The sequence below is a fragment of the Rathayibacter festucae DSM 15932 genome (assembly GCF_004011135.1).
Lineage (GTDB): Bacteria > Actinomycetota > Actinomycetes > Actinomycetales > Microbacteriaceae > Rathayibacter > Rathayibacter festucae.
This window is the reverse complement of record NZ_CP028137.1, coordinates 2,815,527-2,838,526: the sequence shown is the minus strand read 5'-3', so window position 1 is coordinate 2,838,526 and position 23,000 is coordinate 2,815,527. Positions and strand designations below refer to the sequence as shown.

The following is a 23,000-nucleotide window of genomic DNA, read 5'->3' as shown; positions in this document are numbered from 1 at the left end:
GCCTCCTGACGCGCCGATGACGGTGCGGGGACAGCGACGGAAGCAGCGAAGACACCGGGCAGCACAGCGCAGGGAAGCGCGCGTCCCCCACACACCCGAAGGAGTACCGATGAGTACCCAGGACAGCGCGAAGGCGATCCTCGAGCACGTCGGCGGCGCCGGCAACGTCTCGAAGCTGCAGCACTGCTCGACCCGCCTGCGCTTCGCGCTCGCGGACGACCAGAAGGCCGATGTCGACGCCCTGAAGGCGGTGCCCGGCGTGATCGGCGTCGTCATGGGGCCGCAGACGCAGGTCATCGTCGGCAACGGCGTCGCCGAGATGTACGCGGCGGTCGAGAAGCTGCGCGGCGGCACCGAGGCGACCACCCCGAAGGCCAAGCAGCCCCGGTCGCTCAAGCGGCTCGGCGCCACGATCATGGACTTCGTCGTCAGCGTCTTCACGCCGATCATCCCGGCCATCGCCGGCGCCGGCATCTTCAAGTCGTTCCTCGTCCTCGCCTCCGCGGTGGGCTGGCTCGACCCGGCCAGTGACAACTTCAAGCTGCTGTCCGCCATCCCGGACGCGGTGTTCGGCTTCCTGCCGCTCCTCGTCGCCTACACGAGCGCCAAGAAGCTCGACGTGAACCGGCCGCTCGCCCTCGGACTCGTCGGGGTGCTCGTCTTCCCGGCCTTCACCACGCTGCTCAACCAGGAGGGCGGAGTCGCCCTCTTCGGCATCCCCGTCCCGGTGATCGCCTACAACGCGCAGGTGTTCCCGGCGATCCTCGCGGTCCTCCTGCTCTCGGTCGTCGAGCGCTTCTTCACGAAGCACTCCTGGGGACCGATCCGCACCTTCTATGTCCCGCTGATGTGCCTCGTCATCGTCGCGCCGGCCACGATCTTCCTGCTCGGACCGCTCGGCTACTGGCTGGGCTCGATGCTCACCGGCGCCCTGATCGGCCTCTACGGCGCGCTCGGCTGGGTGGCCGTCGCCCTTCTCGCCGGCGTCCTGCCGCTGATCATCTCGGTCGGCATGCACAAGGCCTTCATCCCGCCGACCATCGCGACGATGGCCAGCGCGGGCAAGGACACCTTCTACCTCGCCTCCTCCCTCGCGCACAACGCGGCGGAGGCGGGCTCCAGCCTCGCGATCGCCCTGCGCACCAAGAGCGCGGCCCTGCGCGCGACCGCCTTCTCCGGCGGACTCTCCGCCCTCTTCGGCATCACCGAGCCCGCCCTCTACGGCGTCACCCTGCAGAACAAGCGCGCGCTGATCTCCGTGATCTCGGGCAGCGTCATCGGCGGCGCCTACATCGGCGCCACCCAGGTCGCCGCGTTCGCGCTGGTCAGCCCGGGTGTCGCGAGCATCTCGATGTTCATCGACGGGCTCAACCCCTGGAACCTGCTCAACGCGGTCATCGGCCTCCTCATCTCCGTCGCCGTCTCGTTCGTCGTCTCCTTCATCATCTGGCGCGACGACGCCTCCGCCAGCGTCCAGGCCCTCGGCGACGTGGTCGCGAAGGACGCCGCCGACGCGACCGCCCTCACCGCCCCGCTCAGCGGCGACGTCATCCCGCTCAGCGAGGTGAACGACCCCGTCTTCTCCGCCGGCGTCCTCGGCGAGGGCATCGCCATCCGCCCGACCGACGGCGTCGTCCGCTCGCCGTTCGCCGGGACGGTCATCGCCGTCCTCAGCTCCAAGCACGCCATCGGCCTGCGCCGCGACGACGGGGTCGAGGCCCTCATACACGTCGGCCTCGACACCGTCCAGCTCGACGGCGCGCCCTTCGACGTGCACGTCGCCGTCGACGAGCGCGTCGAGGCCGGGCAGCTGCTGCTCACCGCCGACCTCGCGGCCATCACCGCCGCGGGCTACGACACCACCACCCCGGTGCTGATCACCAACTCGGCCGAGTACACCGTGCTCATCGAGGCCGCCGACCGCGTGTCGGCGGGGGATGCCATCATCACCGTCACCCAGAAAGAGAAGGAGCTCGCCGATGGCGCTGCCTGAGGGATTCCGTTGGGGCGGCGCACTCGCCGCCAACCAGGTCGAGGGCGCGTGGCGCGAGGGCGGGCGCGGGCCGGCCGTCAGTGACGTCGCCTCCTACAAGCCCAAGGCCGACCCCAAGGAGTACGCGATCCACCATCAGAACACGGTGGCGAGCATCACCGCGGCGATGGCGGACGACGACACCGAGTACTACCCCAAGCGCCGCGGCATCGACTTCTACCACCGCTACCCCGGCGACCTCGCGCTCTTCGCGGAGATGGGCTTCACCACCCTCCGCGTCTCGATCGCCTGGACCCGGCTCTACCCGACGGGGGAGGAGGCGGAGCCGCTCGAGGAGGGCATCGCCTACTACCTCGCGCTCTTCACCGAGATGCGCCGCCTGGGCATCGAGCCGCTCGTCACCCTCTCGCACTACGACCCGCCGCTCGCCCTCGCCCTCAAGCACAACGCCTGGGTCGAGCGCCGCACGATCGAGCTGTTCGAGCGCTTCGCCCGCACCTGCTTCGAGCGCTTCGGCCACCTGGTCGACATGTGGCTGTCGTTCAACGAGATCGACGGGATCATCAGACACCCGTTCACCTCGGGCGGCATCATCGAGGAGACCGTCGAGGGCAGTGTCGAGCAGGCCTGCTACACGGCGCTGCACCACCAGTTCGTCGCGTCGGCGTCGGTCACGAAGACGTTGCACGAGCTCTGGCCCGAGGCGCGGATGGGCTGCATGCTCACGATGCTGACGACCTACCCGAACACCTGCCACCCCGACGACGTCGCGGCCACCCAGGCCAAGGAGCGGATGCTCTACCTCTGCACCGACGTCCAGGCCGGCGGCGCCTACCCGCGCCTCGCCCTGCGCGCGCTCGCGGCGCGCGGCGTCGAGATCCCGTTCGCGGAGGGGGACTCCGAGCTGCTGCGCGAGCACCCCGTCGACTTCATCTCGTTCAGCTACTACATGTCGATGACGGAGTCGGTGCGCCCCGACGCCGAGCGCACCCCCGGCAACACGGTGCTCGGGGTGAAGAACCCGTTCCTGGAGTCGAGCGAGTGGGGCTGGCAGATCGACCCGGTCGGCCTGCGGATCTCGCTGATCGAGCTCTACGACCGCTACGGCAAGCCGCTGTTCATCGTCGAGAACGGGCTCGGGATGCGGGACGAGCTCGTCGCATCGGACAATGAGGGGGAGGATCCCCGCATCCACGACCCCTACCGGATCGACTACTTCCGCGCGCACTTCGAGCAGATGATCCAGGCGGTGGACGAGGGAGTGGAGCTCCTCGGCTACGTGAGCTGGGCGCCGATCGACCTGATCAGCGCCTCCAGCTCGCAGATCTCGAAGCGCTACGGGTTCGTCTACGTCGACATGGACGACCTCGGCCACGGCAGCACGAACCGGTACCGGAAGGACTCCTTCTTCTGGTATCAGCGGGTCATCGCGTCCAACGGCGCCGACCTGGGATGACCCTCCTCGCTCCAGTTGCCCGCCGGGCCGCGCAGACGCCGTCGACGGAGACACGCATGCAGACCATCAAGAAGGTGCTCAACTCGAGCGTCGTGCTCGTCGTCGACGAGCGCGGCGCCGAGCGGGTGCTGCTCGGCAAGGGGATCGGCTTCGGCGCCAAGGCGGGCGAGGTGATCGAGGCGTCCGCGGTGGATCAGGTGTTCGTCGCGCTCGACGACGCCGACCAGCGGAACCTCGTCGAGCTGCTGGCGCAGATCCCGCCGGAGTTCGTCGAGCTGACCCGCGCGGTCGTCGCCGACGCGGAGGAGCAGGGGCTGAAGCTCGACCCGCACGTGTACCTCGCGCTGACCGACCACCTGCACTTCGCGGTGGAGCGGCAGCGGCGCGGGCTCGCGGTCGCGAACCGGCTCGCCTGGGAGATGCGCTCGGTGTACCCGGTGCAGTACGCGGTGGGGGAGCGGGCGGTCGCGGCGATGCGCTCGCGGCTGGGCGTCGACGTGCCGGACGACGAGGCGGCGAACGTGGCCTTCCACCTCGCCAACGCGGAGCTGGGCAAGGTCGGCATCGACTCGCTGCGGATCGTGCAGCTGATCCGCTCGGTGACCGCGATCATCCAGCACACGAGCGGGGCCGCGCTGGACCGCGAGGACCTGCGCTCGGCGCGCTTCGTGGCGCACCTGCAGTACTTCGCCGAGCGCTTCTTCTCGGGCGGGCTGCTCGTCAGCTCGGACGACTTCCTCTTCACGAGCCTCAGCACGCGGTATCCGCGGGCGGTGGCGACGGCGGAGCGGGTCCGCGCGTTCGCGCGGGCGGAGTACGGTGCGGAGCTGCCGAACGAGGAGGTGGCGTTCCTGGCGCTGCACATCGCGCGGGCGGCGCCGGAGTAGTTCGCGCTCGCGTCCCATCCATCACTACGGAGAGAGCACCATGACCCGCGGCACCGTCCACTTCGTCCGGCACGCCCAGACGCTGTTCAACGTCAACGGCCAGCTGCAGGGCTGGTGCGACTCGCCGCTGACCGCACGGGGCGAGCGGCAGATCGCGGCCCTCGGCGAGCGGATGCGCGGGGTGCCGCTGGTCGCGGCGTTCCTGAGCGACCTGACGCGCACGAGGACCACGGCCGCGGCGGCGCTCGCCGGGCATCCGTCGATCGAGCCGGTGCCGACGACGACGCTACGGGAGTGGCACTTCGGCGGCTTCGAGGGGCAGCCGAACGCGTCGCTCTGGGAGCCGGTCTTCGCCGACCACGGCTACTCGTACGTGCCGGCCTCGGCGGACTGGCCGCGGATGACCGACGCGGGCCTGGACAGCGTCATCGACGCGATCCACCGGCACGACCCCTCCGGCCGCGCGGACAAGGCCGCCTCGGTGCGGGAGCGGGTGGAGGCGGCGCTCGCGCTGATCCTGCCTGCGGCGGAGCACGGCGACGTGCTCGTCGTCACCCACGGCACGGTGCTCGGCAGCCTCCTGCGCGCCATCGACCCCGCGCACCGTCCGCGCGCGGGCTTCCCGAACTGCGGCATCGTCCCGGTGACCGACGGCGTGATCGGCCCGATCGACGCGAGCTGCGCGGTCGACTGACGGCGGGGCCGCGGGTCGGACGCCTGCGGCGGCGGTGCTGACGGGGTGGGTCTCGATACGCCGGCTGCGCCGGCTACTCGACCAGCATGGTGTCGCCTGCGGCGGCTGCTCGACCAGCATGCTCGGCGGGCGCCCCCTCCATGCTGATCGAGTAGCGCGCGCAGCGCGCGTATCGAGATCCGCCCACCGCAGGCACGTCGGCCGCCGAGGCGTCCCGCTCCCATCGAGGCGTCCCGCTGTACAGGGACGTCTCGACCGTTCGGGGACGCCTCGGCAGCGAGGCCCGGCTCACCCCTTCAGCGGGTCGTTGCCCCAGTTCATCAGCGAGTAGCGCCACTTCGTCTCGGTGACGTCGCCGGAGGGCCGCTGCTTGGAGTGCCGGGCGACGTACGCGGTGACCTTCTTCATGTGCGCGTAGTCGTCCTCGCTGAGGTCGGCCTGCTTGGTGCCGAGGATGTCGATGATCCGGCGCCCGCTGTGGTGGCCGACGGACTCGCCGCCGCTCGCCGGCTTCTGGCCGACCTCCTTCGACTCGTCCTTCTCGAGCCAGGACTCGATCTCCTTCGCCGTCATGTTCACGGCGTCGTGGAAGTCGTCGCGGATCCCGCGCTTCTCGTCGTCGGTCGTGTCGTCGCTCATCGTGCTCGCTCCTCGGATCGGTACCGCTCCACTCGAGCGCGCCGCGGGCGAGAGGTCAAGCCCCGTGTCATTCGCGGGCACGCGCGTACCGTCAGGAGCCAGCCACCCGAGACGATCCCCGCACAGGAAGAGGCCTCCATGCCCTCACGCAACACACTCGTCCGCAGCCTCCACGACCTCGGCGCCGCCGCCTGGTTCGGCGGTTCCCTGATGGGCGCCGTCGGCCTGAACGGCGCCGCGTCCACCTCCTCCGACCCGTCCGAGCGCCTGCGCCTCGCCGCGAACGGCTGGGCCCGCTGGACCCCCGTGCAGCTCGCCGCGATCGCGGCCCACGGCGTCGGCGGCATCGGCCTGATCCTCGCCAACAAGACCCGCCTGGCGAACCAGCAGGAGAGCCGCACCAACACGGTCGTGAAGACGATCGTCACCGGTCTCGCGGGCGCCGCCTCCGTCACCGCCGCGATCGCCGGCGCGACCCAGGCCAAGCACGCCGACGAGGGCGCGAAGGGCGTCACCGAGGCGTCCTCGAGCAACTCCGACGAGCTGACCACCGCGCTTCGCGTCCAGAAGGTCACCCAGTGGGCGATCCCGGTGCTGACCGCGGTCATCATCATCCTCGGCGCCCAGCAGGGCGAGCAGCAGCGCCCGGTCGCCGGCCTCTTCGAGACGACCGCGCGGATGTTCCGCAAGTAGCCGTCGGAGGCGGATCCGTCGACCGCGTCGGGTCCGCCTCAGCCGTGCGCGGCGCCGTCACGCTCCGCAACGATCGGCCACACGGCGTCACGCGCCTTCCGTTCCGCCTCCGCCCGGACCACCCTGGGCGGAGGCGGATCGCGTTCCCCGAGCGCACTCTCCGCCGCCGTCGCGGCGTGCCCGAGAGGCCAGGGAGCGGTCTGCAACACCGCTGACGCGGGTTCGAATCCCGCCGTCGCGTCGATGGCGAGCCCGGTGAGGTCTAGACCCTCCCCCTCGTCGAGTGCAGGTCTTCATGCTGGCAGACAGCGGCGCGTGTCCTGGCTGCGGGGGAGCACTTCTGCTCGGAGCACCTGGAAGGACCGGCATCGAGCCCGCTCAGAGCGCCTCGGATCCCGGCAGCACCACCTCCACGTTCCCCTTCGACGAGCCGGCGATGATCTCCGCCTGTTCACCCAGCGCGATGCGCAGGTCGTCGGCCGTGATCCAGTGCCGGTCGGGCGAGCGCTCCGCCGACTCGAGGAAGCTGTTGCACGCTCGGTACATCGCGCGCACGGGTCCGCGGGCAGGGGACTTCGGGCGCAGCGACCGCATGACCTCGGCGATCTGCGTCCGCATCGACAGGACGGAGCGCTTCATCCGGTCGAAGTCCGAGCCGGGCGACGTGTCGGTGCCCGGGACGAGGGTCCGTCCTGGGACGAGGAAGACCCGTCGCCGCCCGAGGTCGAGCAGCAGCAGGTCCAGAGCGTTCCACTCCGCCTTCTTCTCGGCGGAGGACTGCCGGCGGGACTCGACGTAGAGGGTCGCTCCGGCGCCGACCACGGCGCCGAGCACGGCGGCGAAGAGTTCTTCCATGGTCGGAGGCTAGGGCGTAGCCGGTCCTCGGTGCGGGGCGATGCTGTCGGCTCGCCCCGAAGACGGGGTCCGGGTCAGCGCTCCGGGGATCCTCGGTGAGCCTCGCGGACGGCATCGGCGAGCCCGGCCCAGGGTGTCGCGCCTCCCGAGATCCTCTCTACTCCCGCGAGACCGATCGAGTCGCCGGCGGTAGCGTCGAGCGCCTTCCGAGAGACGACGTGGAAGGTCCACTCCGCCAGGTCGAGCGGGTCGTACTCCGAGTGGCGGACGGACGTCTGCGTGCAGAACACGTACACGTCCGCATTCAGAGTCCGGGAGCCCCGCGGTCCGGTGCGCAGCCCGCTGAACGACAACCGGCTGTGCCGCTCCTGCGGCCAGGCCTGCAGGAGCGCGGACGACTTCACCTCGACGCTGATGCCCTCGAAGAGCAGGTCGTACGCCTCCCACTCCACCCGGCGAACGTCCTGGAGGCCCAGGGCTCTCGCGACCAGGAACTCCGCCAGGTAGCCGCGGGTGTTGTTCATCCGCAGATCGCTCATCGCGAAGCGCCAGAAGTCGAGGACCTGCGCGTCGATCCCTACGAACGCCTCGTCGCCCCGCAGATCCGCCGCGGCGGAGGGCGGGTCAAGTGGCTCGAACGACACAGCTACTGCGGGGTCGCGATGCAGACGGCCGAGCCAAAGGCGCCGGTGCCGGTCTCCTCGGCGAGGATCTCGCCGTCGAGGGTGATGCGGCAGGTGATGTCGCCCTCGTCGTCGGCGCCGTTCGTCGCGGTGACGGAGAACGCCTGGAAGGCGGTGCTGTCGACCTGCAGCTCCTTGGTGAAGGGGAGAGGCTGAGCGGCGGCCTGCTCGACGCCGGAGTTCGCGCCGTCGAGGGTGGAGTAGACGATCGACGTGCTCGTGCCCGCTCCGGTGACCTCGTAGACGAGGGTCTGGGGAGTGCCAGAGGTGGCCGAGGCCTGCGCGGTCGCGATCGCGTTCGAGATGCCGCTCGCGAAGCCGGCGGTGTAGACGATCGCCAGGATGATCGCGAGCACGATCGCCAGGGCGTTGAGGATCGTGCCGGCGATGGCCGTCCCCTTCTTCCTGCCCTTGAGGAACAGCGCGATGACGCCGAGCACCAGGCCGACGAAGGCGACGAAGCCGGAGACGTAGTTGACGATCGGGATCACGGCTCCGACGAGCGCGACGATGCCGATGATCAGCGAGGCGAGTCCGAGGCCGTTGCCGGTCTTCGGGGGCTGCGGGCCGGTGCCGGGAGTGGGCTCGGGATACGCGGCGGGGTTGTAGGCAGTCATGCCGCGAGTATCGCAGGCGCGCGGTTGACCGTCCTATCTCTATATAGGTAGCCTCGGCGCATGACTCCGCTCAGCCGTATGACCGCCGCGACCGCGGACGTGCTCCGCGCGCTCCTCGACGCCTCCGGGCCGACCTGGGGGATGCTCGTCATCAAGGGCACGGGGCGTCCGGCAGGCAGTGTGTACCCGATCCTGGAGCGGCTCGAGGGGGCCGGCTGGGTGTCGTCGGCGTGGGAGGCGGACACCGAGCGCAGCGGTCCGCGGCGCCGACTCTACGAGCTGACGAGCGAGGGGGCGCAGGCGGCGGCGACCGCCGTCGCGCGGTTCGAGGCCGCCGCGGCACGGCCGGTGCGGCTCTCCGGGGCGGAGGCCCGGGCGTGATCGACCTGCTGCTGCGACTCCTGGCCCTTCTGCTCCCGCCGCTCGCCCGTCAGCGCTACCTCGAGGAGTGGCGGGCCGACGTCGCCGGTGCGGACGAAGCGGGGCTGCGGCGCCGCGACGTCGTGCTCGGCGCGCTCGTGCTCAGCGCCACCCTCGACCGCGGGCTGCCGGTGCATTCGGGAGAGCCGCGGTTCCTCCGGCCCCGGCGGCTGGCGCGGCGCGGACTCGGGCTGCTGACGGCGGCCGCGGTGATCCTGATCGGCGGGTACCTGACCGGCGGGGGAGTGGTGCCGGAGGGGGTCTCCGCGGGGGTGCTCACGGTGATGCAGGCGACGGGCCGAGTGCTGATCGGGCTGGCGCTCGTCGTCGGGCTGGTCGGCGCCGCGCACATGGCGGGGGCCGCGCGCGCCGCCGAGACCCGGACGGCGCGGGTGTCGCTGCTCGCGGCGATCGCGGGGCCGGCGATGGTGGCGGGCGGCGTGCTGGTGCCGGGGGCGCCGTGGTGGCTGCCGCTCCTGGGCTTCCTGGTGTCGAGCGCGGGGCTGGCGACCGGTGTCGCGGTGATCGGCGGGACGCGGCCGATCGCGTGGGAGCACCGGACCGCGTCGCGGGCGCGGCGGGTGCCGATCGCGCTGGGCGGGGCGGCGCTCGTCGTCGCCGTGGTCGTGGTCGGCGGGATCGACCTGCTGGTCTGGAACCCGCTCACCAAGGTGCCGGGCACTGATCTCGCCACGATCTACCGGCTGCTGGCCGAGCGCGACGGGTTCTCGATCACGGGCACGCTCGTCGCGACCGCGATCTGGGCGGCCTTCTGGACGGTGCCCGCGCTGTTCGTGGCGGCGCTCGCCGTGCACCGCGCGGGCGACGCCCTCACGCCGCGGCGGCTCGTGATCGTGATGCTGTCGCTGGTCGGCGCGGCGATCTTCTTCCGCTTCTTCACGGGCTTCGGCATCGGGATGTCCATCGCCGACTCGTTCGCGACCAGCGGGGGCGATGCGTCGGTCGTGTCCGCGGTGCTGCCGTGGGTCGGGCAGGTCTCGTTCGCGGTCGCGGCGATCGCCGTCGGCTGGGCGCCGCGGGCGCGGATCGAGCCGGTCGCGGTGGCCGCCTGAGCGTGCGGGATCTGCTGACTCGACTTCCGGCGGTGGTGGATCTCGATACGCCCGCTGCGCGGGCTACTCGATCAGCAGGGGGCGGCGCCGGCCGAGCCGCTGGGCCGCAGCCCGCTTGCATGCCGAAGGGACGCCCGCAGATCATGCTGGTCGAGTAGCCCCGGAGGGGCGTATCGAGACCCGGCGTTGTCAGCAGGGAGGGTCTGCAGACTCGTCTTCCGGCGGTGGTGGATCTCGATACGCCCGCTGCGCGGGCTACTCGATCAGCATGGAGCGCCGCCCGAGCCGCGGAAGCTCTTGCGTGGCCGAGACGCGGAAGCGGGGCCGGCGGAACCCGCCGACCCCGCCTGCCGTGCGGTGGTTACTTCTGGGCGGTGCGCCTGCGCGTCGCGGTCAGCGCGAGAGCGCCCGCGCCGCCGGCGATCAGGGCGAAGGCCAGCGCGGCCAGCCCCGTCGTGCCCTCGGCCCCGGTGTGCGCGAGAGCGGCACCGGGCTTCGCCGTGGGCTTGGGCGTCGCGGTCGGCGCCGGAGCGACGGGACCGGCGGTCGCGGTCGGCTCAGCGGTCGGCGCCACGGTCGGCTCCGCCGTCGGCGCCACGGTGGGCTCCGCCGTCGGCTCGACCGGCGGCGCGGTGGGCGAGGCCGTCGGCTCCGGGGTCGGCGCGGCGGCCAGCTCCGGGGTCGATGCCGGGGCGACGCGATTCAGCGTCGCCTGCTCGTAGTCGTACGACATCGCGAGGAGTGCCGCGTCCTGGCTGCGCGGGGCGGCCAGCTCGAGGCCGGCGGCGGTTCCGGTCGAGGTAAAGCCGGCCGGCAGCGAGACCGTCGGGACGCCGGTGTTCGCGCCGACGTCGCAGAACGTCGTGCCCGCCCAGTCGGGGGTCGCCGCCGTCGCGCTGGTCGGCATGGCCAGGGCGTCGAGGTCGTTGTCGATGAAGAACTGGTCCATCGCCAGCTTGCCCGCGTCCTGGGCCGCGATCGCCGCGTCGTACGCGGGGTTCGGGATGTCCGCGTTGCTGTTGAAGAACGCGACGTCGTCGGGCAGCAGCGAGGTCTTCCCGTCCGCCATGACGTCCGAGAAGGTCAGCGCGTCGGCCGGCTCCGTGAGACCCGCGAGGCCCTCGGGCCAGGTCGCCTCGGTGTCCGCGAAGAACGCGTCGATACCCGGGCGCAGGTCGAGGTAGCCGCCGCTCACCAGCGTCTCCGACACGAACTCGCGGGTGAAGGTCGGCACCGGCACGATCACGGCGCCCTGGGCGGCCAGGTCGCGAACGGCCTGGTCGACGAGCCCGGTGGTCTCGGCGAGGCCCGGACGGGCCGGGTCCTCCTCGTAGTCCCAGCGCACGTAGCCGATGCGCTTGCCCTCGAGGGCGGTGTCGCTGAGGCCCTCGACGTAGGTCGAGCTGTCCTGCTGGTCCGCGATGACGGTCAGCGGATCGGTCGGGTCGTAGCCCGCCAGCACCTCCATCAGCAGGGCCGCGTCGGTGACGGTCGTCGTCATCGGGCCCGAGACGTCCTGGCGCGGCGACAGCGGGACGATGCCCGTGACGCTGGTCAGGCCCATGGTCGGCCGGTAGCCGACGAGGCTCTGGTGCGCGCTCGGTCCGACGATCGAGCCGCAGGTGTCGGTGCCGAGGCCCGCGGGGGCGTAGCCGGCGGCGACGGCCGCGCCGGTGCCTCCGCTCGAACCGCTGGCGCTGTTCGCCTGGTTGTAGGGGTTGTTGGTGCGGCCGCGCTCGGAGCTGAGCGTGTAGGTGCCGTGCCAGGCGAACTCGGCCATGTTGGTCTTCGCGAGGATGATCGCGCCGGCGTCGCGCAGGCGCTGCACGGCCGTCGAGTCGAGCTTCGTCTGGTACGTGTGCAGCGAGGCGCTGCCCGCGGTGGTGGGCATGTCGAACGTGGCGTAGTTGTCCTTCACCAGGATCGGGATGCCGTGCAGCGGTCCGCGGATCGTGCCGGCCGCGCGCTCGGCGTCGAGCTCGGCCGCGGTGGCGAGCGCGTCCGGGTTGGCCAGGATGACCGCGGCGAGTCCGGGCTGGTCGCCGTAGGGGTCGTCGTAGGCCGCGATGCGGTCGAGGTAGCGCTGGGTCAGGGCGACGGACGTCGTCGCGCCGGACTGCAGGAGCGCCAGGGCGTCGGTGATGCTCAGGTCGACGACCGCGGGGGCGGCCGCGTCGACGGGGGGAGTGGTCGCGCCGAGCGCCGCGGGGGCGGCGAGGGCGGTGCCGAGTGCGAGTCCGGTGCACAGGGCGGTGGCGGCGGAGAGTCGGACGACCCTCCGGAACGAGGGGGTGGTGGACAAGCGACAACCTTCGGATCGAGTGGGAGGGGGCTTGGAGCCTCCCCAGTCTCGGAGCCGGATGTTGCGCGGCTGTTTCGGCACGGAGACGATCGAGCGCGCCCGATGTCCCCCTTCGAGGGGTGCGGAGGGAGCGCTCTCAGCGGGAGCAGTCGAGCAGGCCGTCGCCATCCAGCGAGACCGGGTCGGCGGGGGTCAGTCCTACGCGCAGCCGCGCGGTCTCCCCGCTCCACCGCAGCTCGTAGCTGCCCGCGCGGAAGGGCTGATAGCCGTCCGACGCCGAGTAGTCCTCGACCCACTCCGCGACGACCGAGCCCGGCCGCACCAGGCCGAGGGAGCCGCCCGCCGCGCGGAGGAACCCGAACTCGCGCACCACGACGCGGCAGCCGTCGTCGCTCGCGGACGGGAGGACGGAGTAGGTGCTGGTGCTGAACAGCAGCGAGAAGAAGACGGCGCACGGCACGCAGACGATCAGGAGGACGGCACTGAGGACGCCGAGGGCGGTCCTGGCCCTCGACGGCTCCCGCGGGATCCCGGGGAGTATGCAGCCGGCCAGGAGGCAGATCGGACCGCCGGCGAGCATCACCAGCTCGATGCCGAGCAGCGACGGCACGACGTCGCCGACCACGATCGTTCCCCAGGCCAGCGCCTCCTGCCCGCTCGTGCCGGCGACGCGGTAGAGGGGGGCGATCGGCCCCAGCACGCCGAGGAGGACGACCGCCACGAGCTGCCAAGCCCCCGCTGCGAAGATCCGGCGGTCGAGGTGCGCCGGTCGCTCAGCGGGCGGCGCCGCCGACGAGTTCGGCATCGCTCCCCTCCTCATCCGGGACGCGACTCAGGATGTCGCCGGGCTGGCAGTCGAGGACCGCGCAGATCGCGTCGAGGGTGGAGAAGCGGACCGCCTTGGCGCGGCCGTTCTTGAGGATCGAGATGTTCGCGGTGGTGATGCCGACCGCGGCGGCCAGGTCGGTCACCGACATCTTGCGCTTGGCGAGCTCGACGTCGAGGTGCAGGACGATCGCCATCAGACGACCTCGGCGAGCTCGCTGCGCTGCGCCACCGCGAGGTGCAGGAGGCGCCGCATCACCACGACGATCAGCGCGGTGGTGGCGCTCGCCACGGCGACGAGACCGAAGGCGAGGGCGGGCAGGGGCGCGGGCACCGCGGCGAGCGAGGCGACGGCGCCGACGACGGCCAGCACCGCACCGGCGACGAACGCGCCGATGGCGAGGTCGACCCAGAGGTCGGAGCGGTGGTCGCCCGCGAAGAGCGTGTCGTCGCGGACCAGGCTGAGCAGCCGCCAGACCGCGATCAGCACGGCCTCGACGCAGAGCAGCCCGGCGACCACGACGGCGACGAGCACCGCGTCGACCGGCCCGCCGTCGAGCGCCTCGCGGGCGACCGGGCCGACGGCGAGCTGCACGAGCACGCAGCCGAGCAGCAGCACCAGCAGGAGCGTGCGGAGCGCGAGGAGGACGGGTCGGGGCATGCGGGGCTCCTGGGTCGGAAGGTCCGTCGGCAGCGTGGCCGGACGTATCGAAAGTCGTGCGTTTCGTATCGAATGTCGATACTGTCACCTCGACCGCACGGCAGCAAGCAGAGACGGGGGTATCGGCGTGGGACGACGGGGACGGGCGCTCGCGGGCGCCGGGGTGCTGATCGCGGTCGCGGTCGTCGCGACCGGCACGGGTCCGGCGGAGGGGCTCGAGCGGGCGCTGTCGGCGGACGACTGCGTCGAGAGCGCGAGGGCGGACTGGCGGCCGGCGCCGCTCCCCGTGCGCGGTGAGCAGGCGGTCTTCGACGTCGAGGTCACCGCCCGGGAGGACTGCCCGGCGGAGCGCCTCGTCGCCGTCGCGGCCACGGCGTCCGAGGCGATCGACGCGGCGCTCCGCACGGCTCCGGCGGGGCGGCGCTCGAGCGAGCTGGTGCTGCGGGCCGGCGACGACTCCCTGACGATCGCGGATCTGCGGGATCGGACCGCACCCGTCGAGGCCTGGGACGGACTGCGCCGCGGCATCGACGGGAGCCTCTCGGTGCGGACGGTCGAGTCCTACCGCGTCCTCGCGATCGTCCTCGCCCCGACCAGTGCGGCGACCGCACTCGACGCGCTCGATCTCCTCCTCGAGCAGCGTTCCGCGATCACCGGCGGCGACCTCGACTGGACGATCGAGCAGCCCGCGACCGACTCACGCGGCGCCGCCGTGATCCGCGTGCAGGAGGAGCGCCCGGCCGACGAGATCGTCCGCCTCGCCCGCGAGATCGACGGCTCCTTCTCGGGGGTGCGGGAGTCGACGGTCCGCCTGAACGGCGCGGTGCTGAACGTCGAGCTGACGGGGTCGCCGGGGGAGTCCGCCCCGCGCTCGCTGCGCGACACCGTCCTCTGGCCGCGAGTGCTCGGCACGATGACGGCGCTGACCGGCCGGGGGAGCGGCTACGCGATCGGCGCCGAGATCGCGGCGGAGGCTGCCGACGGCTCCGGCCCGGTCGTCGACTCCTTCGCCTCGTCGTCGCTGCAGTGCGCGGCGACGGCCGGAGCGGGCGAGACGACGCAGGCCGCCTTCGAGCACCTGCGCACGTCGATCCGGCCCGCCCATCCTGGCGAGAGCTTCGCCTTCAACGGCCTGACGGCGCCGGCCTGCCGGTGAGCGCTGCACAACATCAGCTGAGAAGGGGGTCCCTCCCCCCACAGAGGAGGCCCACCCTTCTCAGCTGATGTTGTGCGCGGACCCGGTCAGTCGAGGTGCCGGAGGTACCGCTGCGGGTCGCCGAGGAAGCCGCGCCAGGTCCGCACGAGGTCCAGGTCGTCGTACTCCGCGCGGCGCAGGCCCCACTCGCCGAGCTCGTAGAGGTCCGCGCCCGGCAGCGCCGCGAGCACCGGCGAGTGCGTCGAGAGGATCACCTGCGAGCCGCCCGCGACCAGCGACCGCAGCTGCCCGATCAGCGCCAGGCAGCCCGAGACCGAGAGCGCCGACTCCGGCTCGTCGAGCAGCCACAGCCCGCGGATCCGGGAGCGGTTCACGACGATGTCGAGGAACGACTCGCCGTGGGAGCGCTCGTGGTAGTCCGCGTCGCCGAGGCCGATGTCCTCGAGGTAGGTGAAGAAGCCGTGCATCGTCTCCGCGCGGAGGAAGAAGCCGCGCTTCGAGGCGCCGGCCCCGCGCACCAGCTGCAGCTGCTGCGAGAGGTCCGACTCCGAGACGCGGGTCGAGTGCATCGCGCCGGTCGAGCCGCCCTCGGCGTTCAGCCCGTAGGCGAGGGCGATCGCCTCGAGCAGCGTCGACTTGCCGGAGCCGTTCTCACCGGTGATCACCGAGACGGGGCCGAGGTCCCAGCCCTCGTCGAGCACTTGGCGCACCGGCGGCAGGGTCGCGGGCCAGACGACGGACTCGAGCGCGGACGGGTGCTTCTGCACCCGGCGCACGGGGAGGGAGGAGAACACCTGCACCCCCTCCGGTCGCGACGACCCGGCCAGTCAAGCACGGGCCCGCGGGCGCCGGCGGCTCAGACCGCCCAGCCCGCCTCCGCGAGGGCGAGCGCCGCATCGGCGCGCGGCGAGTACGGCAGGTCCTGGTCCAGCACCACCCGGTAGTCGGTGTCGCCCGGGCCGACCCAGAGGATCGAGTCGTCCGCCCCGGCCCGGCCGACGGCGGCGCGCACGGCCTGCGCGGGCTCGGCGATCTCCTGCACCTCGCAGCGACCGTCGCGGGCGCCGTCGAGCAGCGCCCGCCGGATCCGCGCGGGGTCCTCGAAGCGCGGGTGGTGGTCGGTGACGATCAGCAGGTCCGCGCGCTCGGCGGCGGCGCGGCCCATCGGCGCGCGCTTGCTCGGGTCGCGGTCGCCGTCCGCGCCGAGGATCACCAGCACCCGGCCCGGCGTGACCTCGCGGAGGGCGTCGACGGTCCGGGCGACGGAGTCAGGGGTGTGCGAGAAGTCGACGTAGAGGCGCGGGCCGGCCTCGCCGGAGACGAGCAGCGTGCGGCCGGGGACGGCGACGTCGATGCCGTCGGCGACCGCCCGGGCCACGGCGTCCCGGTCGTGTCCCGCCTGGATCAGCATCACCAGCGCCAGCGCCGCGTTGGAGGCCATGTGCCGGCCGATCAGCGGGACGGAGGTGCTGAGGGTCCAGCCGTCGGGCGCGGTCAGGCGGAAGCGGGTCGCGTCGGCGGTGAGCGAGAGCACGTCCAGGCGCCAGTCGGCCTCCGCGGCGGCGCCGACGGTCACGACCGGGACCTCCGCCTCCGCGGCGACCGTCCGCCCCTCCGGAGTGTCGACGACGACGACGCCGCGCCGGCTGCGGTCCGGGCGGAAGAGCCGCTGCTTCGCCCGGAGGTAGCTGCCGAGGTCGCCGAAGTCGTCGAGGTGGTCGTGGCTGAGGTTGGTGAAGCCGGCGACGTCGAAGACGAGGCCGTCGACCCGCGAGCGGATGAGCGCCTGCGCGCTGACCTCGATCGCGGCGGACTCGACGCCGTCCTCGCGCATCCGGGCCAGGAGTGCGTGCAGCTCGGGCGCCTCGGGCGAGGTCAGGCGGCTGGCGACGACGGTGTCGCGGCTGCGGCGGTCGGCGGTCGAGCTGAGGCCGGAGGGCACGCCGAGCCGGCGCAGCACCGCGTCGAGCAGGTGCACGGTGCTGGTCTTGCCGTTGGTGCCGGTGACGCCGAGCAGCTGGGGGCGGTCGCGGTCGGTGCCGTAGACGCGGGCGGCGATCCCGCCGAGGGCGGCCCGGGGATCCGCGGACACCAGCACCGGCAGGCCGCTCGCCCGCGCGGCACCGAGCCCGGCCTCGTCGGTGAGCACGGCGACCGCTCCTGCCGCGGCGGCCTCGTCGGCGAAGTCCGCCCCGTGCCGGCGCCGGCCGGGCAGCGCGGCGAAGAGCGCGCCGGGGGAGATCTCGCGGTGCGCGAGGGTGACGCTGCGGATCAGGACGTCGCCGTCGCCGATCAGCGCGAGTCCGTCGCCGAGCTCGCGCAGCGGGACGCCCGCGACGCGGTGGGGTTCGAGGAACCGGAAGGTCGGCATGGGCCTGTCTCCTGGGAACGGACCGGTCCCGCGCGGAAGCGACCGCGCGGGACCGGAGGGGTCGTGCTACTTCGCGGTGGGGCCGTAGAACGAGGTGATCTCGTCCAGCTCCATCTCGGCGGTGGTCTGGATGAGCTTCAGCAGCTCGGGGTCCAGCCCGGGCGAGAACTCCTCGAAGCGCTCCGGCGCGATCGTCGACGGCACGCCCTCGGGGGCCTGCTCGTTCGCCGAGAGGTCGGTGCCGTCGTTCGAGGGCGAGGCGCCGCGGAAGATCTTGCCCGCCTCGGACGCGCCCTCGAGGTCGAAGGTGAACTGCTTGCTCTGCAGCCCGAGGTCGACCAGCTTCTTCACCTCGGGGAACTTCTCGGCGTTGGTCTTCGGGATCGGCAGGGTCTTCTTCCAGTCGATGCCGAGGGTCTCCAGCGCCTTCGCGTAGCCGTTCTCGTGCGCCTGGTCGCGGACGATCAGGTAGGCGATCGTCGAGCGCGCGGTCTTGTTCTGCGTCATCTCGTAGATGCGGCACTTCTGCAGGCGCCCGGTCGACTCGAGCATGAGGTTGTAGAGCAGGTCGAGCACGAGGTTGCCCGAGTTGTAGACGTAGCTGCCGCTCCACGGGTTGCCGACCGAGTCGACGGGCAGGGCGCCCTGCGCTCCGACGAGGTAGTGGTGGATGTTGCCCGTGTCGAGCGCGATGTTCAGCGGGGTCGCGCCGCCGGCACCGGGGGTGTCCAGCGGGTCGGTCGGCTTGCCCTGGTAGCGCGGCGAGCCGTCGAGCAGGCGCGAGATGGTCGTGCCGATGAGCTCGACGTGGCCGATCTCCTCGGTGCCGATGCCCTGGATCAGGTCGCGGTACGGCTTCGCGTCCGCGCCGCGGAAGTTCATCGCCTGGAAGAGGTACTGCATCATCGTGCGCATCTCGCCGAACTGCCCGCCGAGGCCCTCCTGCAGCGCGTTCGCGGCGGCCGGATCCGGCTCGTCCTGCTCGATGTCGTTGATGAGTCGTTGAACGTGGAAGTACACCATTGCCTCCAGAAGGATCGTCGGTGTTCCCACCCTCCGCCGCGCTCCTGGCGTTTGCAGAGCCCCTTGCCACCGAGGGGGTGCGCGTGCGACCGGGCGGGTGCTCGCCCCGGTCCGCCGCTCTGTGCGAGGCTCGGAGCATGATCGAGCATCCCCGCACGACTCCGCGACCGGTCGACTCCCGCGCGATCGCGAGTGCGGGCGTCGCGGTGCTCGGCGCGCTGCTGGTCGGCGTCCCGCTGCTCGCGTCGGCGCTCGCCGTCGTCGCGATCGTGCTCGCGCTCGGCGCCCGGAGCCGGCTGAGCGCGGACGAGACGCTGCGCGGCGCCCGCGTGAGCCTCGTCGGCTTCGTGCTGGGGCTCGGGGTGCTCGCCGTGGCCTTCGGCCCGCTCGTGCTCGGGTGGGTGCTCGGGCTGTTCGCCTGAGGCCGCCGCGTACCGCCTCAGGCCGGCGACTACCGCTGCGCGAACGCCTCCCGGTACAGGCTCGTCAGCTCGGGGGAGTCGGCCGCGCTCAGCCCGCAGGTGAGGATCGTGTCGCCGTCGGCGGCGATCAGGTAGTCGATGCCGCGCTCGAAGACGATCGGGGCGCCGTCGACGGCCGACTCCGCCGCCTGGGTCACCGTCACCGCGTCGCCGACGTCGCCGGCGAAGCGGTCGATCACGCGCAGGGTGACGGTGCCGTCGTCGATCGAGGCGACCTCGGCGCGGAAGGCGAGCTGCGACGGAGCGAGCGCCTCGGCGGTGACCGGGGCGCACTGGTCCATCGGCCCGCCGGTCGCGGGCAGCCGCAGCGCGGAGGCGGAGCCGCCGGTGGTGACGCCGAGGGCGAAGGGGAGCAGGAGCGACGCGGCGGCGCCGACCGCGAGCGCGCCGACCCCGACGATCAGCCAGGGGGAGCGGCGGCGGCGGACGGCGGCGGGGTCGGAGTCGTGGGGGTCGGAGTCGCCGGGGTCGGTGCCCTGCCCGCCCACAGCCGGCCCGCCCGTCGCCTGCCCGCCCATCGCCCGCTCCCGGTGCTCGGCGAGCTGCGCGCGGGTGAGCGGGGCGAGCCCCTCCGCCGGGTCGGTCGAGCGCACCAGGCGGCGCAGCTCCGAGTCCTCGATCGCGGTCATCGTGCTCCTCCTTCTGAGGTCGTCGGGTCCTGGGCGGCGCGGCTCTCGTAGAGCTCCGCGAAGCGCTGGCGGGCGCGGTGCAGCCGGATCGACGCGGCGTTCGGCGTGATCCCGAGGACCTCGCCGATCCCGCGGGCGTCCAGCTCCTCCCACGACCACAGGCGCAGCAGCTCGGCGTCGGACTCGCGCAGCCGCGAGAGTACGAAGCGCACGGCGTCGTCGGTGGCGGACGGCCCGTCCGGGTCGCGCACCTCCTGCGGCGGGTCGACCACGGCGATCCGGTGGGTGAGCAGGACCTGGCGGCGCTGCATCCGGCGCGCGTTCTGCAGCTGCAGCCGGGCGACGCCGATCGACCAGGCGATCGGATCGTCCTCCGGCACGTCGGCGACGCGGCGCCAGAGCACGGCGAGGGTGGCGGCGAGCACGTCGTCGGCCGTGGCCTCGTCGGTGCGGCGCCAGAGGTAGCGGCGGACGGGGTCGGCGACCACGCCGGCGAGCGCGGCGAAGCGGTCGGGACCCGCGAGGGGAGCTGGCATGTGCCTCATGCTCCCTCCTGTCCGGCACGCCCGCCGTTCTTTCACCGGCGCGCCGACCCGGCTCCCGGCTGCGTCACGGGAGGGCGCCGCCGCCCGCCCGCCGCCTCGCTACTCTGAAGCGCCCCCATCCCCTTCCCGCCGAGGAGCCCCATGCCCATCTGGTCCCTGCACGGCGACGGCCGCACCGTCGCGCCCGGAGCCGTCGTCGGCCCCGCCGAGCGGCTCAACTGGCCCGCGACCGTCGCGATCGGCATCCAGCACGTCGTCGCCATGTTCGGCGCGACCTTCCTCGTGCCCGTGCTCACCGGCTTCCCCGTCGCCACGACCCTGCTCTTCTCGGGCGTCGGCACGCTGCTGTTCCTCCTGATCACCCGCAACAAGCTGCCCAGCTACCTCGGCTCGAGCTTCGCCTTCATCGCTCCGGTCACCGCGGCGACGGCGGTCGGCGGCACAGGGTCGGCGCTCGCCGGAGTCGTCGCCGTCGGCGTGCTGCTCGCGCTCGTCGGCTTCGTCGTGCAGTTCGCCGGACTCGGCTGGATCGACCGCCTGATGCCCCCGGCCGTCTCCGGCGCGATCGTGGCGCTGATCGGCTTCAACCTCGCCCCGACCGCCTGGTCGAGCTTCCAGCAGGCGCCGGTCACCGCGACGGTCACGCTCGCCGCGATCATCCTCGGCAGCGTCTTCTTCCGCGGCTTCCTCGGCCGCGTCTCGATCTTCGTCGGCGTCGTGATCGGCTACGTCGTCGCGCTGATCCGCCAGGAGATCGACTACTCCGCCGTCGCCGACGCCGCCTGGGTCGGCCTGCCGCCGTTCAGCTTCCCCGACTTCGCGTCCGGATCCACGTGGTCCGGCATCGCGATGTTCCTGCCCGTCGTGCTCGTGCTCATCGCCGAGAACGTCGGACACGTGCGCGGCGTCGCGACGATGACCGACTCCTCGGTCAACCAGCACACCGGCCGTGCCCTGATCGCGGACGGCATCGCGACCACCGTCTCCGGCGCGTTCGGCGGCTCGGGCACCACCACCTACGGCGAGAACATCGGCGTGATGGCCGCGACCCGCGTCTACTCCACCGCCGCCTACTGGGTGGCCGGCGTCACCGCCGTGCTGCTCAGCCTCTCGCCCAAGGTCGGCGCCGTGTTCAACTCGATCCCCGCCGGCGTCCTCGGTGGAGCGACCACCGCGCTCTACGGCCTCATCGGCGTCATCGGCATCAAGATCTGGATCGACAACCGCGTCGACTTCTCCCGCCCGGTCAACCAGTACACCGCCGCCGTCTCCCTCGTGATCGCGATCGCCGGCTTCTCCTTCAGCTCCGGCGGCTTCGAGCTCGGCGGCATCGTCCTCGGCGCGGCCGCGGCCCTCGTGATCTACCACCTCGGCAACGCCGTCGCCCGCTGGCGCCGCACCGGCGCCGACGACGGCGGCCCCCTGCCCCCCATCGGCCAGCTCGGCGGCGACCCGCAGCACTGACCCGCGCTGCCCCCGCCCACCCGTCACGAACGGTCGTCCGCCGCGCATGCGGACGACCGTTCGCGCCGGATCGCGGGCGCCGCTCGTCGCGATTCGACACTTTCTGCGGGTCCCGCCGGCTCAGAACCGCAGAAAGTGGCGAACCGCGAGCCGGATCCAGCCCGAGACGTGCGGCCGGCGCTCGGACGCGTCGGTCTCGATACGCCGCTGCGCGGCTACTCGACCAGCATGGGGGTGCCGCTGCGCGGCTACTCGACCAGCATGGGGGTGCCGCTGCGCGGCTACTCGACCAGCATGTGCTTCTTGTTGATCGAGTAGCCCTCGCAGAGGGCGTATCGAGATCCGCCGTGGCAGGGGCGGGGGCGTGAGGCCGGCGCGCTAGCGGGCGTGGGTCTCGATACGCCGCTGCGCGGCTACTCGACCAGCATGGGGGTGCCGCTGCGTGGGCGGCGGCGCGGCCGCGGTCAGGCGTCCGCGGCGCGGAGGGCGAGCTTCGCGTAGAGGTCCTCGAGGAGGAGGCGGGTGTCGACGTGGGTGTAGACGCGGAGGTCGGGGCCGTCGCCGGCGCGGGGGCCGTACTGGCCGTCGGGGGTGATCGAGGGGCGGGGCACGCGTGCCGTGCGGCTGGAGGAGGCGTCGGGCTCGAAGGCGGAGAGCAGGGCGGTCGCGAGGACGAGCGGGCTGTCGCCGAGGGCGTAGGTCTCGCCGAAGCTGAGGCCGTGCGCGACGCCCATGCGGAAGACGCCGTCGAGGGCGTCGAAGAGGTGCCGGCCGAGCTCGCCGGCGGTGCGCATCCGCACGCGCAGCTCGGCGACGGAGGCGAGTGGCTGCCGGTAGGCGTCGCGCGGGAACTGCTCGATCGGCAGGGCCGACGCGAACACCTCCGCGGCGGCGGGCACGTCGATCAGCAGGTTGTACTCGATCGGCATCGCGCCGGGCGGAGGGACGGCCAGGCCCGGGTGCTCCGGTCCGCCGATCCAGACCAGCGTCATTCGCGACGCGATCGACGGCTCGAGGCGCAAGGCCGCCGCGACCTCGGTCAGCCCGGCGCCGGCGCAGAGGTACAGCGGCCGCGGGTCGTCCCGCAGCGCCTCCGCGACGATCGCGCGCGCCGCCTCCGACACGACACTCCCGTCAGCGGTGTTCGACCCCGCCACCACCGGCACGTCCGGGCGCCCGCAGTGCGCGAGCACCTCGCGCGCCGCCGTGGCCGCGTTGTCCGCGGTCCGGTTGGAGGGATCGAACGGGTCGCCCGGCCGCAGCCGCGAGCCGACGACCAGCGCCAGCTCGACCGACTCCGACAGCGCGTGCTGCGCGAGCTGCACCAGTCCGTCCGGGTCGCCGGAGTAGTCGTTGTCCGAGATCACCCGCACCCGCGGCGGCACGCCGCTCGCGACGCCGCCCGCACCAGCGCCCATGACGCCGCTCGCGACGCCGCCCGCACCAGCGCCCATGACGCCGCTCGCGTCCCCGCTCGCGCCCGCGCCCACGCCCGCGCCAGCGTCCCCGCCCGCGCCCGCGCCCACGCCCCC

The 23,000-nt window shown here is 72.8% G+C and carries 25 protein-coding genes and 1 tRNA gene; 12 read left to right on the top strand and 14 right to left on the bottom strand.

Going from position 1 to position 23,000, the window contains the following annotated elements; all coding sequences use genetic code 11:
- Positions 1-109: 109 nt before the first annotated feature.
- The 4 genes from C1I64_RS13105 to C1I64_RS13090 are packed head-to-tail and all read left to right on the top strand — an operon-like array spanning position 110 to position 5,030.
- On the top strand, positions 110-1,993 hold the full coding sequence (locus C1I64_RS13105) for a beta-glucoside-specific PTS transporter subunit IIABC (RefSeq protein WP_127887495.1): 1,884 nt from the start codon (positions 110-112) through the stop codon (positions 1,991-1,993).
- Positions 1,980-3,449: a family 1 glycosylhydrolase gene (locus C1I64_RS13100; RefSeq protein ID WP_127887494.1), complete on the top strand. Its 1,470-nt coding sequence runs from the start codon at positions 1,980-1,982 to the stop codon at positions 3,447-3,449. The genes C1I64_RS13105 and C1I64_RS13100 overlap by 14 nt, the downstream gene beginning before the upstream one ends.
- Before the next feature lie 56 nt (positions 3,450-3,505).
- Complete coding sequence (locus C1I64_RS13095; protein WP_127887493.1) at positions 3,506-4,336, top strand: PRD domain-containing protein; 831 nt, start codon at positions 3,506-3,508, stop codon at positions 4,334-4,336.
- Between the two features lie 40 nt (positions 4,337-4,376).
- Positions 4,377-5,030 carry a histidine phosphatase family protein gene (locus C1I64_RS13090; RefSeq protein ID WP_127887492.1) on the top strand — a complete coding sequence of 218 codons (654 nt, stop codon included), beginning with the start codon at positions 4,377-4,379 and terminating at the stop codon, positions 5,028-5,030.
- Positions 5,031-5,318: 288 nt separating this feature from the next.
- On the opposite strand, the gene C1I64_RS13085 is transcribed toward C1I64_RS13090, so the two are convergent.
- On the bottom strand, positions 5,319-5,669 hold the full coding sequence (locus tag C1I64_RS13085) for a DUF3140 domain-containing protein (protein WP_123446697.1): 351 nt from the start codon (positions 5,667-5,669) through the stop codon (positions 5,319-5,321).
- A gap of 138 nt (positions 5,670-5,807) precedes the next feature.
- On the opposite strand from C1I64_RS13085, the gene C1I64_RS13080 reads away from it, so the two are divergent.
- Entirely contained in the window at positions 5,808-6,362 is a 555-nt protein-coding gene (locus C1I64_RS13080) for a hypothetical protein (RefSeq protein WP_123446696.1), read from the top strand.
- Positions 6,363-6,532: 170 nt separating this feature from the next.
- Positions 6,533-6,603: transfer RNA gene (locus tag C1I64_RS13075), tRNA-Cys, on the top strand.
- 137 nt (positions 6,604-6,740) lie between these two features.
- Here C1I64_RS13075 and C1I64_RS13070 read toward each other — a convergent pair.
- From C1I64_RS13070 to C1I64_RS13060, 3 genes are all read right to left on the bottom strand, one after another.
- Positions 6,741-7,217, bottom strand: coding sequence for a hypothetical protein (locus tag C1I64_RS13070; protein ID WP_127887491.1), 477 nt, complete (start codon positions 7,215-7,217; stop codon positions 6,741-6,743).
- 74 nt (positions 7,218-7,291) lie between these two features.
- Positions 7,292-7,861, bottom strand: coding sequence for a hypothetical protein (locus C1I64_RS13065; protein ID WP_127887490.1), 570 nt, complete (start codon positions 7,859-7,861; stop codon positions 7,292-7,294).
- Positions 7,862-7,863: 2 nt separating this feature from the next.
- A complete protein-coding gene (locus tag C1I64_RS13060; protein ID WP_127887489.1) occupies positions 7,864-8,517 on the bottom strand; it encodes an MmpS family transport accessory protein in 654 nt (217 codons plus the stop codon).
- A 60-nt stretch (positions 8,518-8,577) separates the two neighbouring features.
- On the opposite strand from C1I64_RS13060, the gene C1I64_RS13055 reads away from it, so the two are divergent.
- Both C1I64_RS13055 and C1I64_RS13050 read left to right on the top strand, forming a co-directional pair.
- Positions 8,578-8,898, top strand: a complete 321-nt coding sequence (locus C1I64_RS13055) for a PadR family transcriptional regulator (RefSeq protein WP_123446692.1) — start codon at positions 8,578-8,580, stop codon at positions 8,896-8,898.
- Positions 8,895-10,010: a hypothetical protein gene (locus C1I64_RS13050; RefSeq protein WP_127887488.1), complete on the top strand. Its 1,116-nt coding sequence runs from the start codon at positions 8,895-8,897 to the stop codon at positions 10,008-10,010. The genes C1I64_RS13055 and C1I64_RS13050 overlap by 4 nt, the downstream gene beginning before the upstream one ends.
- Before the next feature lie 361 nt (positions 10,011-10,371).
- Here the strand turns inward: C1I64_RS13050 and C1I64_RS13045 are convergent, their stop codons facing one another.
- The 4 genes from C1I64_RS13045 to C1I64_RS13030 all read right to left on the bottom strand — a co-directional run bounded on the left by C1I64_RS13045 (position 10,372) and on the right by C1I64_RS13030 (position 13,798).
- Positions 10,372-12,312: an amidase gene (locus C1I64_RS13045; protein WP_244209475.1), complete on the bottom strand. Its 1,941-nt coding sequence runs from the start codon at positions 12,310-12,312 to the stop codon at positions 10,372-10,374.
- A gap of 136 nt (positions 12,313-12,448) precedes the next feature.
- Positions 12,449-13,117, bottom strand: coding sequence for a hypothetical protein (locus C1I64_RS13040; RefSeq protein WP_127887486.1), 669 nt, complete (start codon positions 13,115-13,117; stop codon positions 12,449-12,451).
- The gene (locus tag C1I64_RS13035; RefSeq protein ID WP_123446688.1) at positions 13,086-13,334 is read right to left on the bottom strand and encodes a helix-turn-helix domain-containing protein; all 249 of its coding nucleotides are present in this window, start codon (positions 13,332-13,334) and stop codon (positions 13,086-13,088) included. Before C1I64_RS13035 ends, C1I64_RS13040 begins: the two co-directional genes overlap by 32 nt.
- Positions 13,334-13,798 carry a DUF2975 domain-containing protein gene (locus C1I64_RS13030; RefSeq protein ID WP_127887485.1) on the bottom strand — a complete coding sequence of 155 codons (465 nt, stop codon included), beginning with the start codon at positions 13,796-13,798 and terminating at the stop codon, positions 13,334-13,336. The genes C1I64_RS13035 and C1I64_RS13030 overlap by 1 nt, the downstream gene beginning before the upstream one ends.
- A 127-nt stretch (positions 13,799-13,925) precedes the next feature.
- On the opposite strand from C1I64_RS13030, the gene C1I64_RS13025 reads away from it, so the two are divergent.
- Entirely contained in the window at positions 13,926-14,954 is a 1,029-nt protein-coding gene (locus tag C1I64_RS13025; RefSeq protein WP_127887484.1) for a hypothetical protein, read from the top strand.
- Between the two features lie 86 nt (positions 14,955-15,040).
- Here C1I64_RS13025 and C1I64_RS13020 read toward each other — a convergent pair whose 3' ends face one another.
- The 3 genes from C1I64_RS13020 to C1I64_RS13010 form a co-directional block, all read right to left on the bottom strand.
- Positions 15,041-15,754 carry an AAA family ATPase gene (locus C1I64_RS13020; RefSeq protein ID WP_243732839.1) on the bottom strand — a complete coding sequence of 238 codons (714 nt, stop codon included), beginning with the start codon at positions 15,752-15,754 and terminating at the stop codon, positions 15,041-15,043.
- A 56-nt stretch (positions 15,755-15,810) separates the two neighbouring features.
- Entirely contained in the window at positions 15,811-17,325 is a 1,515-nt protein-coding gene (locus C1I64_RS13015) for a Mur ligase family protein (RefSeq protein WP_127887483.1), read from the bottom strand.
- Between the two features lie 66 nt (positions 17,326-17,391).
- Complete coding sequence (locus C1I64_RS13010; RefSeq protein ID WP_127888570.1) at positions 17,392-18,345, bottom strand: manganese catalase family protein; 954 nt, start codon at positions 18,343-18,345, stop codon at positions 17,392-17,394.
- 140 nt (positions 18,346-18,485) lie between these two features.
- Between C1I64_RS13010 and C1I64_RS13005 the strand changes: the two genes are divergently transcribed.
- Positions 18,486-18,770 (top strand): hypothetical protein, encoded by a 285-nt coding sequence (locus C1I64_RS13005; protein WP_127887482.1) that lies wholly within the window; start codon positions 18,486-18,488, stop codon positions 18,768-18,770.
- Between the two features lie 29 nt (positions 18,771-18,799).
- Here C1I64_RS13005 and C1I64_RS13000 read toward each other — a convergent pair whose 3' ends face one another.
- Both C1I64_RS13000 and C1I64_RS12995 read right to left on the bottom strand, forming a co-directional pair.
- Positions 18,800-19,459: a hypothetical protein gene (locus C1I64_RS13000; RefSeq protein ID WP_127887481.1), complete on the bottom strand. Its 660-nt coding sequence runs from the start codon at positions 19,457-19,459 to the stop codon at positions 18,800-18,802.
- On the bottom strand, positions 19,456-19,995 hold the full coding sequence (locus C1I64_RS12995) for an RNA polymerase sigma factor (protein ID WP_123446682.1): 540 nt from the start codon (positions 19,993-19,995) through the stop codon (positions 19,456-19,458). The genes C1I64_RS13000 and C1I64_RS12995 overlap by 4 nt, the downstream gene beginning before the upstream one ends.
- A gap of 150 nt (positions 19,996-20,145) precedes the next feature.
- On the opposite strand from C1I64_RS12995, the gene C1I64_RS12990 reads away from it, so the two are divergent.
- Together C1I64_RS12990 and C1I64_RS12985 are read left to right on the top strand one after the other, a co-directional pair.
- Complete coding sequence (locus C1I64_RS12990) at positions 20,146-21,468, top strand: uracil-xanthine permease family protein (RefSeq protein ID WP_127887480.1); 1,323 nt, start codon at positions 20,146-20,148, stop codon at positions 21,466-21,468.
- Positions 21,469-21,603: 135 nt separating this feature from the next.
- Complete coding sequence (locus tag C1I64_RS12985; RefSeq protein ID WP_127887479.1) at positions 21,604-21,786, top strand: hypothetical protein; 183 nt, start codon at positions 21,604-21,606, stop codon at positions 21,784-21,786.
- 146 nt (positions 21,787-21,932) lie between these two features.
- Here the strand turns inward: C1I64_RS12985 and C1I64_RS12980 are convergent, their stop codons facing one another.
- Positions 21,933-22,922: a nucleoside hydrolase gene (locus tag C1I64_RS12980; RefSeq protein WP_208645125.1), complete on the bottom strand. Its 990-nt coding sequence runs from the start codon at positions 22,920-22,922 to the stop codon at positions 21,933-21,935.
- Positions 22,923-23,000: the final 78 nt, after the last annotated feature.

What these genes read in the sequence shown, in the direction of transcription:
- C1I64_RS13055 (WP_123446692.1), top strand. Translation starts at nt 8,578, where the DNA reads ATGACTCCGCTCAGCCGTATGACCGCCGCGACCGCGGACGTGCTCCGC.
- C1I64_RS13105 (WP_127887495.1), top strand. Translation starts at nt 110, where the DNA reads ATGAGTACCCAGGACAGCGCGAAGGCGATCCTCGAGCACGTCGGCGGC.
- C1I64_RS13090 (WP_127887492.1), top strand. Translation starts at nt 4,377, where the DNA reads ATGACCCGCGGCACCGTCCACTTCGTCCGGCACGCCCAGACGCTGTTC.
- C1I64_RS13060 (WP_127887489.1), bottom strand. Translation starts at nt 8,517, where the DNA reads ATGACTGCCTACAACCCCGCCGCGTATCCCGAGCCCACTCCCGGCACC.
- C1I64_RS13100 (WP_127887494.1), top strand. Translation starts at nt 1,980, where the DNA reads ATGGCGCTGCCTGAGGGATTCCGTTGGGGCGGCGCACTCGCCGCCAAC.
- C1I64_RS13030 (WP_127887485.1), bottom strand. Translation starts at nt 13,798, where the DNA reads ATGCCCCGACCCGTCCTCCTCGCGCTCCGCACGCTCCTGCTGGTGCTG.
- C1I64_RS13040 (WP_127887486.1), bottom strand. Translation starts at nt 13,117, where the DNA reads ATGCCGAACTCGTCGGCGGCGCCGCCCGCTGAGCGACCGGCGCACCTC.
- C1I64_RS13070 (WP_127887491.1), bottom strand. Translation starts at nt 7,217, where the DNA reads ATGGAAGAACTCTTCGCCGCCGTGCTCGGCGCCGTGGTCGGCGCCGGA.
- C1I64_RS13095 (WP_127887493.1), top strand. Translation starts at nt 3,506, where the DNA reads ATGCAGACCATCAAGAAGGTGCTCAACTCGAGCGTCGTGCTCGTCGTC.
- C1I64_RS13015 (WP_127887483.1), bottom strand. Translation starts at nt 17,325, where the DNA reads ATGCCGACCTTCCGGTTCCTCGAACCCCACCGCGTCGCGGGCGTCCCG.
- C1I64_RS13035 (WP_123446688.1), bottom strand. Translation starts at nt 13,334, where the DNA reads ATGGCGATCGTCCTGCACCTCGACGTCGAGCTCGCCAAGCGCAAGATG.
- C1I64_RS13005 (WP_127887482.1), top strand. Translation starts at nt 18,486, where the DNA reads ATGATCGAGCATCCCCGCACGACTCCGCGACCGGTCGACTCCCGCGCG.
- C1I64_RS13000 (WP_127887481.1), bottom strand. Translation starts at nt 19,459, where the DNA reads ATGACCGCGATCGAGGACTCGGAGCTGCGCCGCCTGGTGCGCTCGACC.
- C1I64_RS12995 (WP_123446682.1), bottom strand. Translation starts at nt 19,995, where the DNA reads ATGCCAGCTCCCCTCGCGGGTCCCGACCGCTTCGCCGCGCTCGCCGGC.
- C1I64_RS13080 (WP_123446696.1), top strand. Translation starts at nt 5,808, where the DNA reads ATGCCCTCACGCAACACACTCGTCCGCAGCCTCCACGACCTCGGCGCC.
- C1I64_RS13085 (WP_123446697.1), bottom strand. Translation starts at nt 5,669, where the DNA reads ATGAGCGACGACACGACCGACGACGAGAAGCGCGGGATCCGCGACGAC.
- C1I64_RS12980 (WP_208645125.1), bottom strand. Translation starts at nt 22,922, where the DNA reads ATGGGCGCTGGTGCGGGCGGCGTCGCGAGCGGCGTCATGGGCGCTGGT.
- C1I64_RS12990 (WP_127887480.1), top strand. Translation starts at nt 20,146, where the DNA reads ATGCCCATCTGGTCCCTGCACGGCGACGGCCGCACCGTCGCGCCCGGA.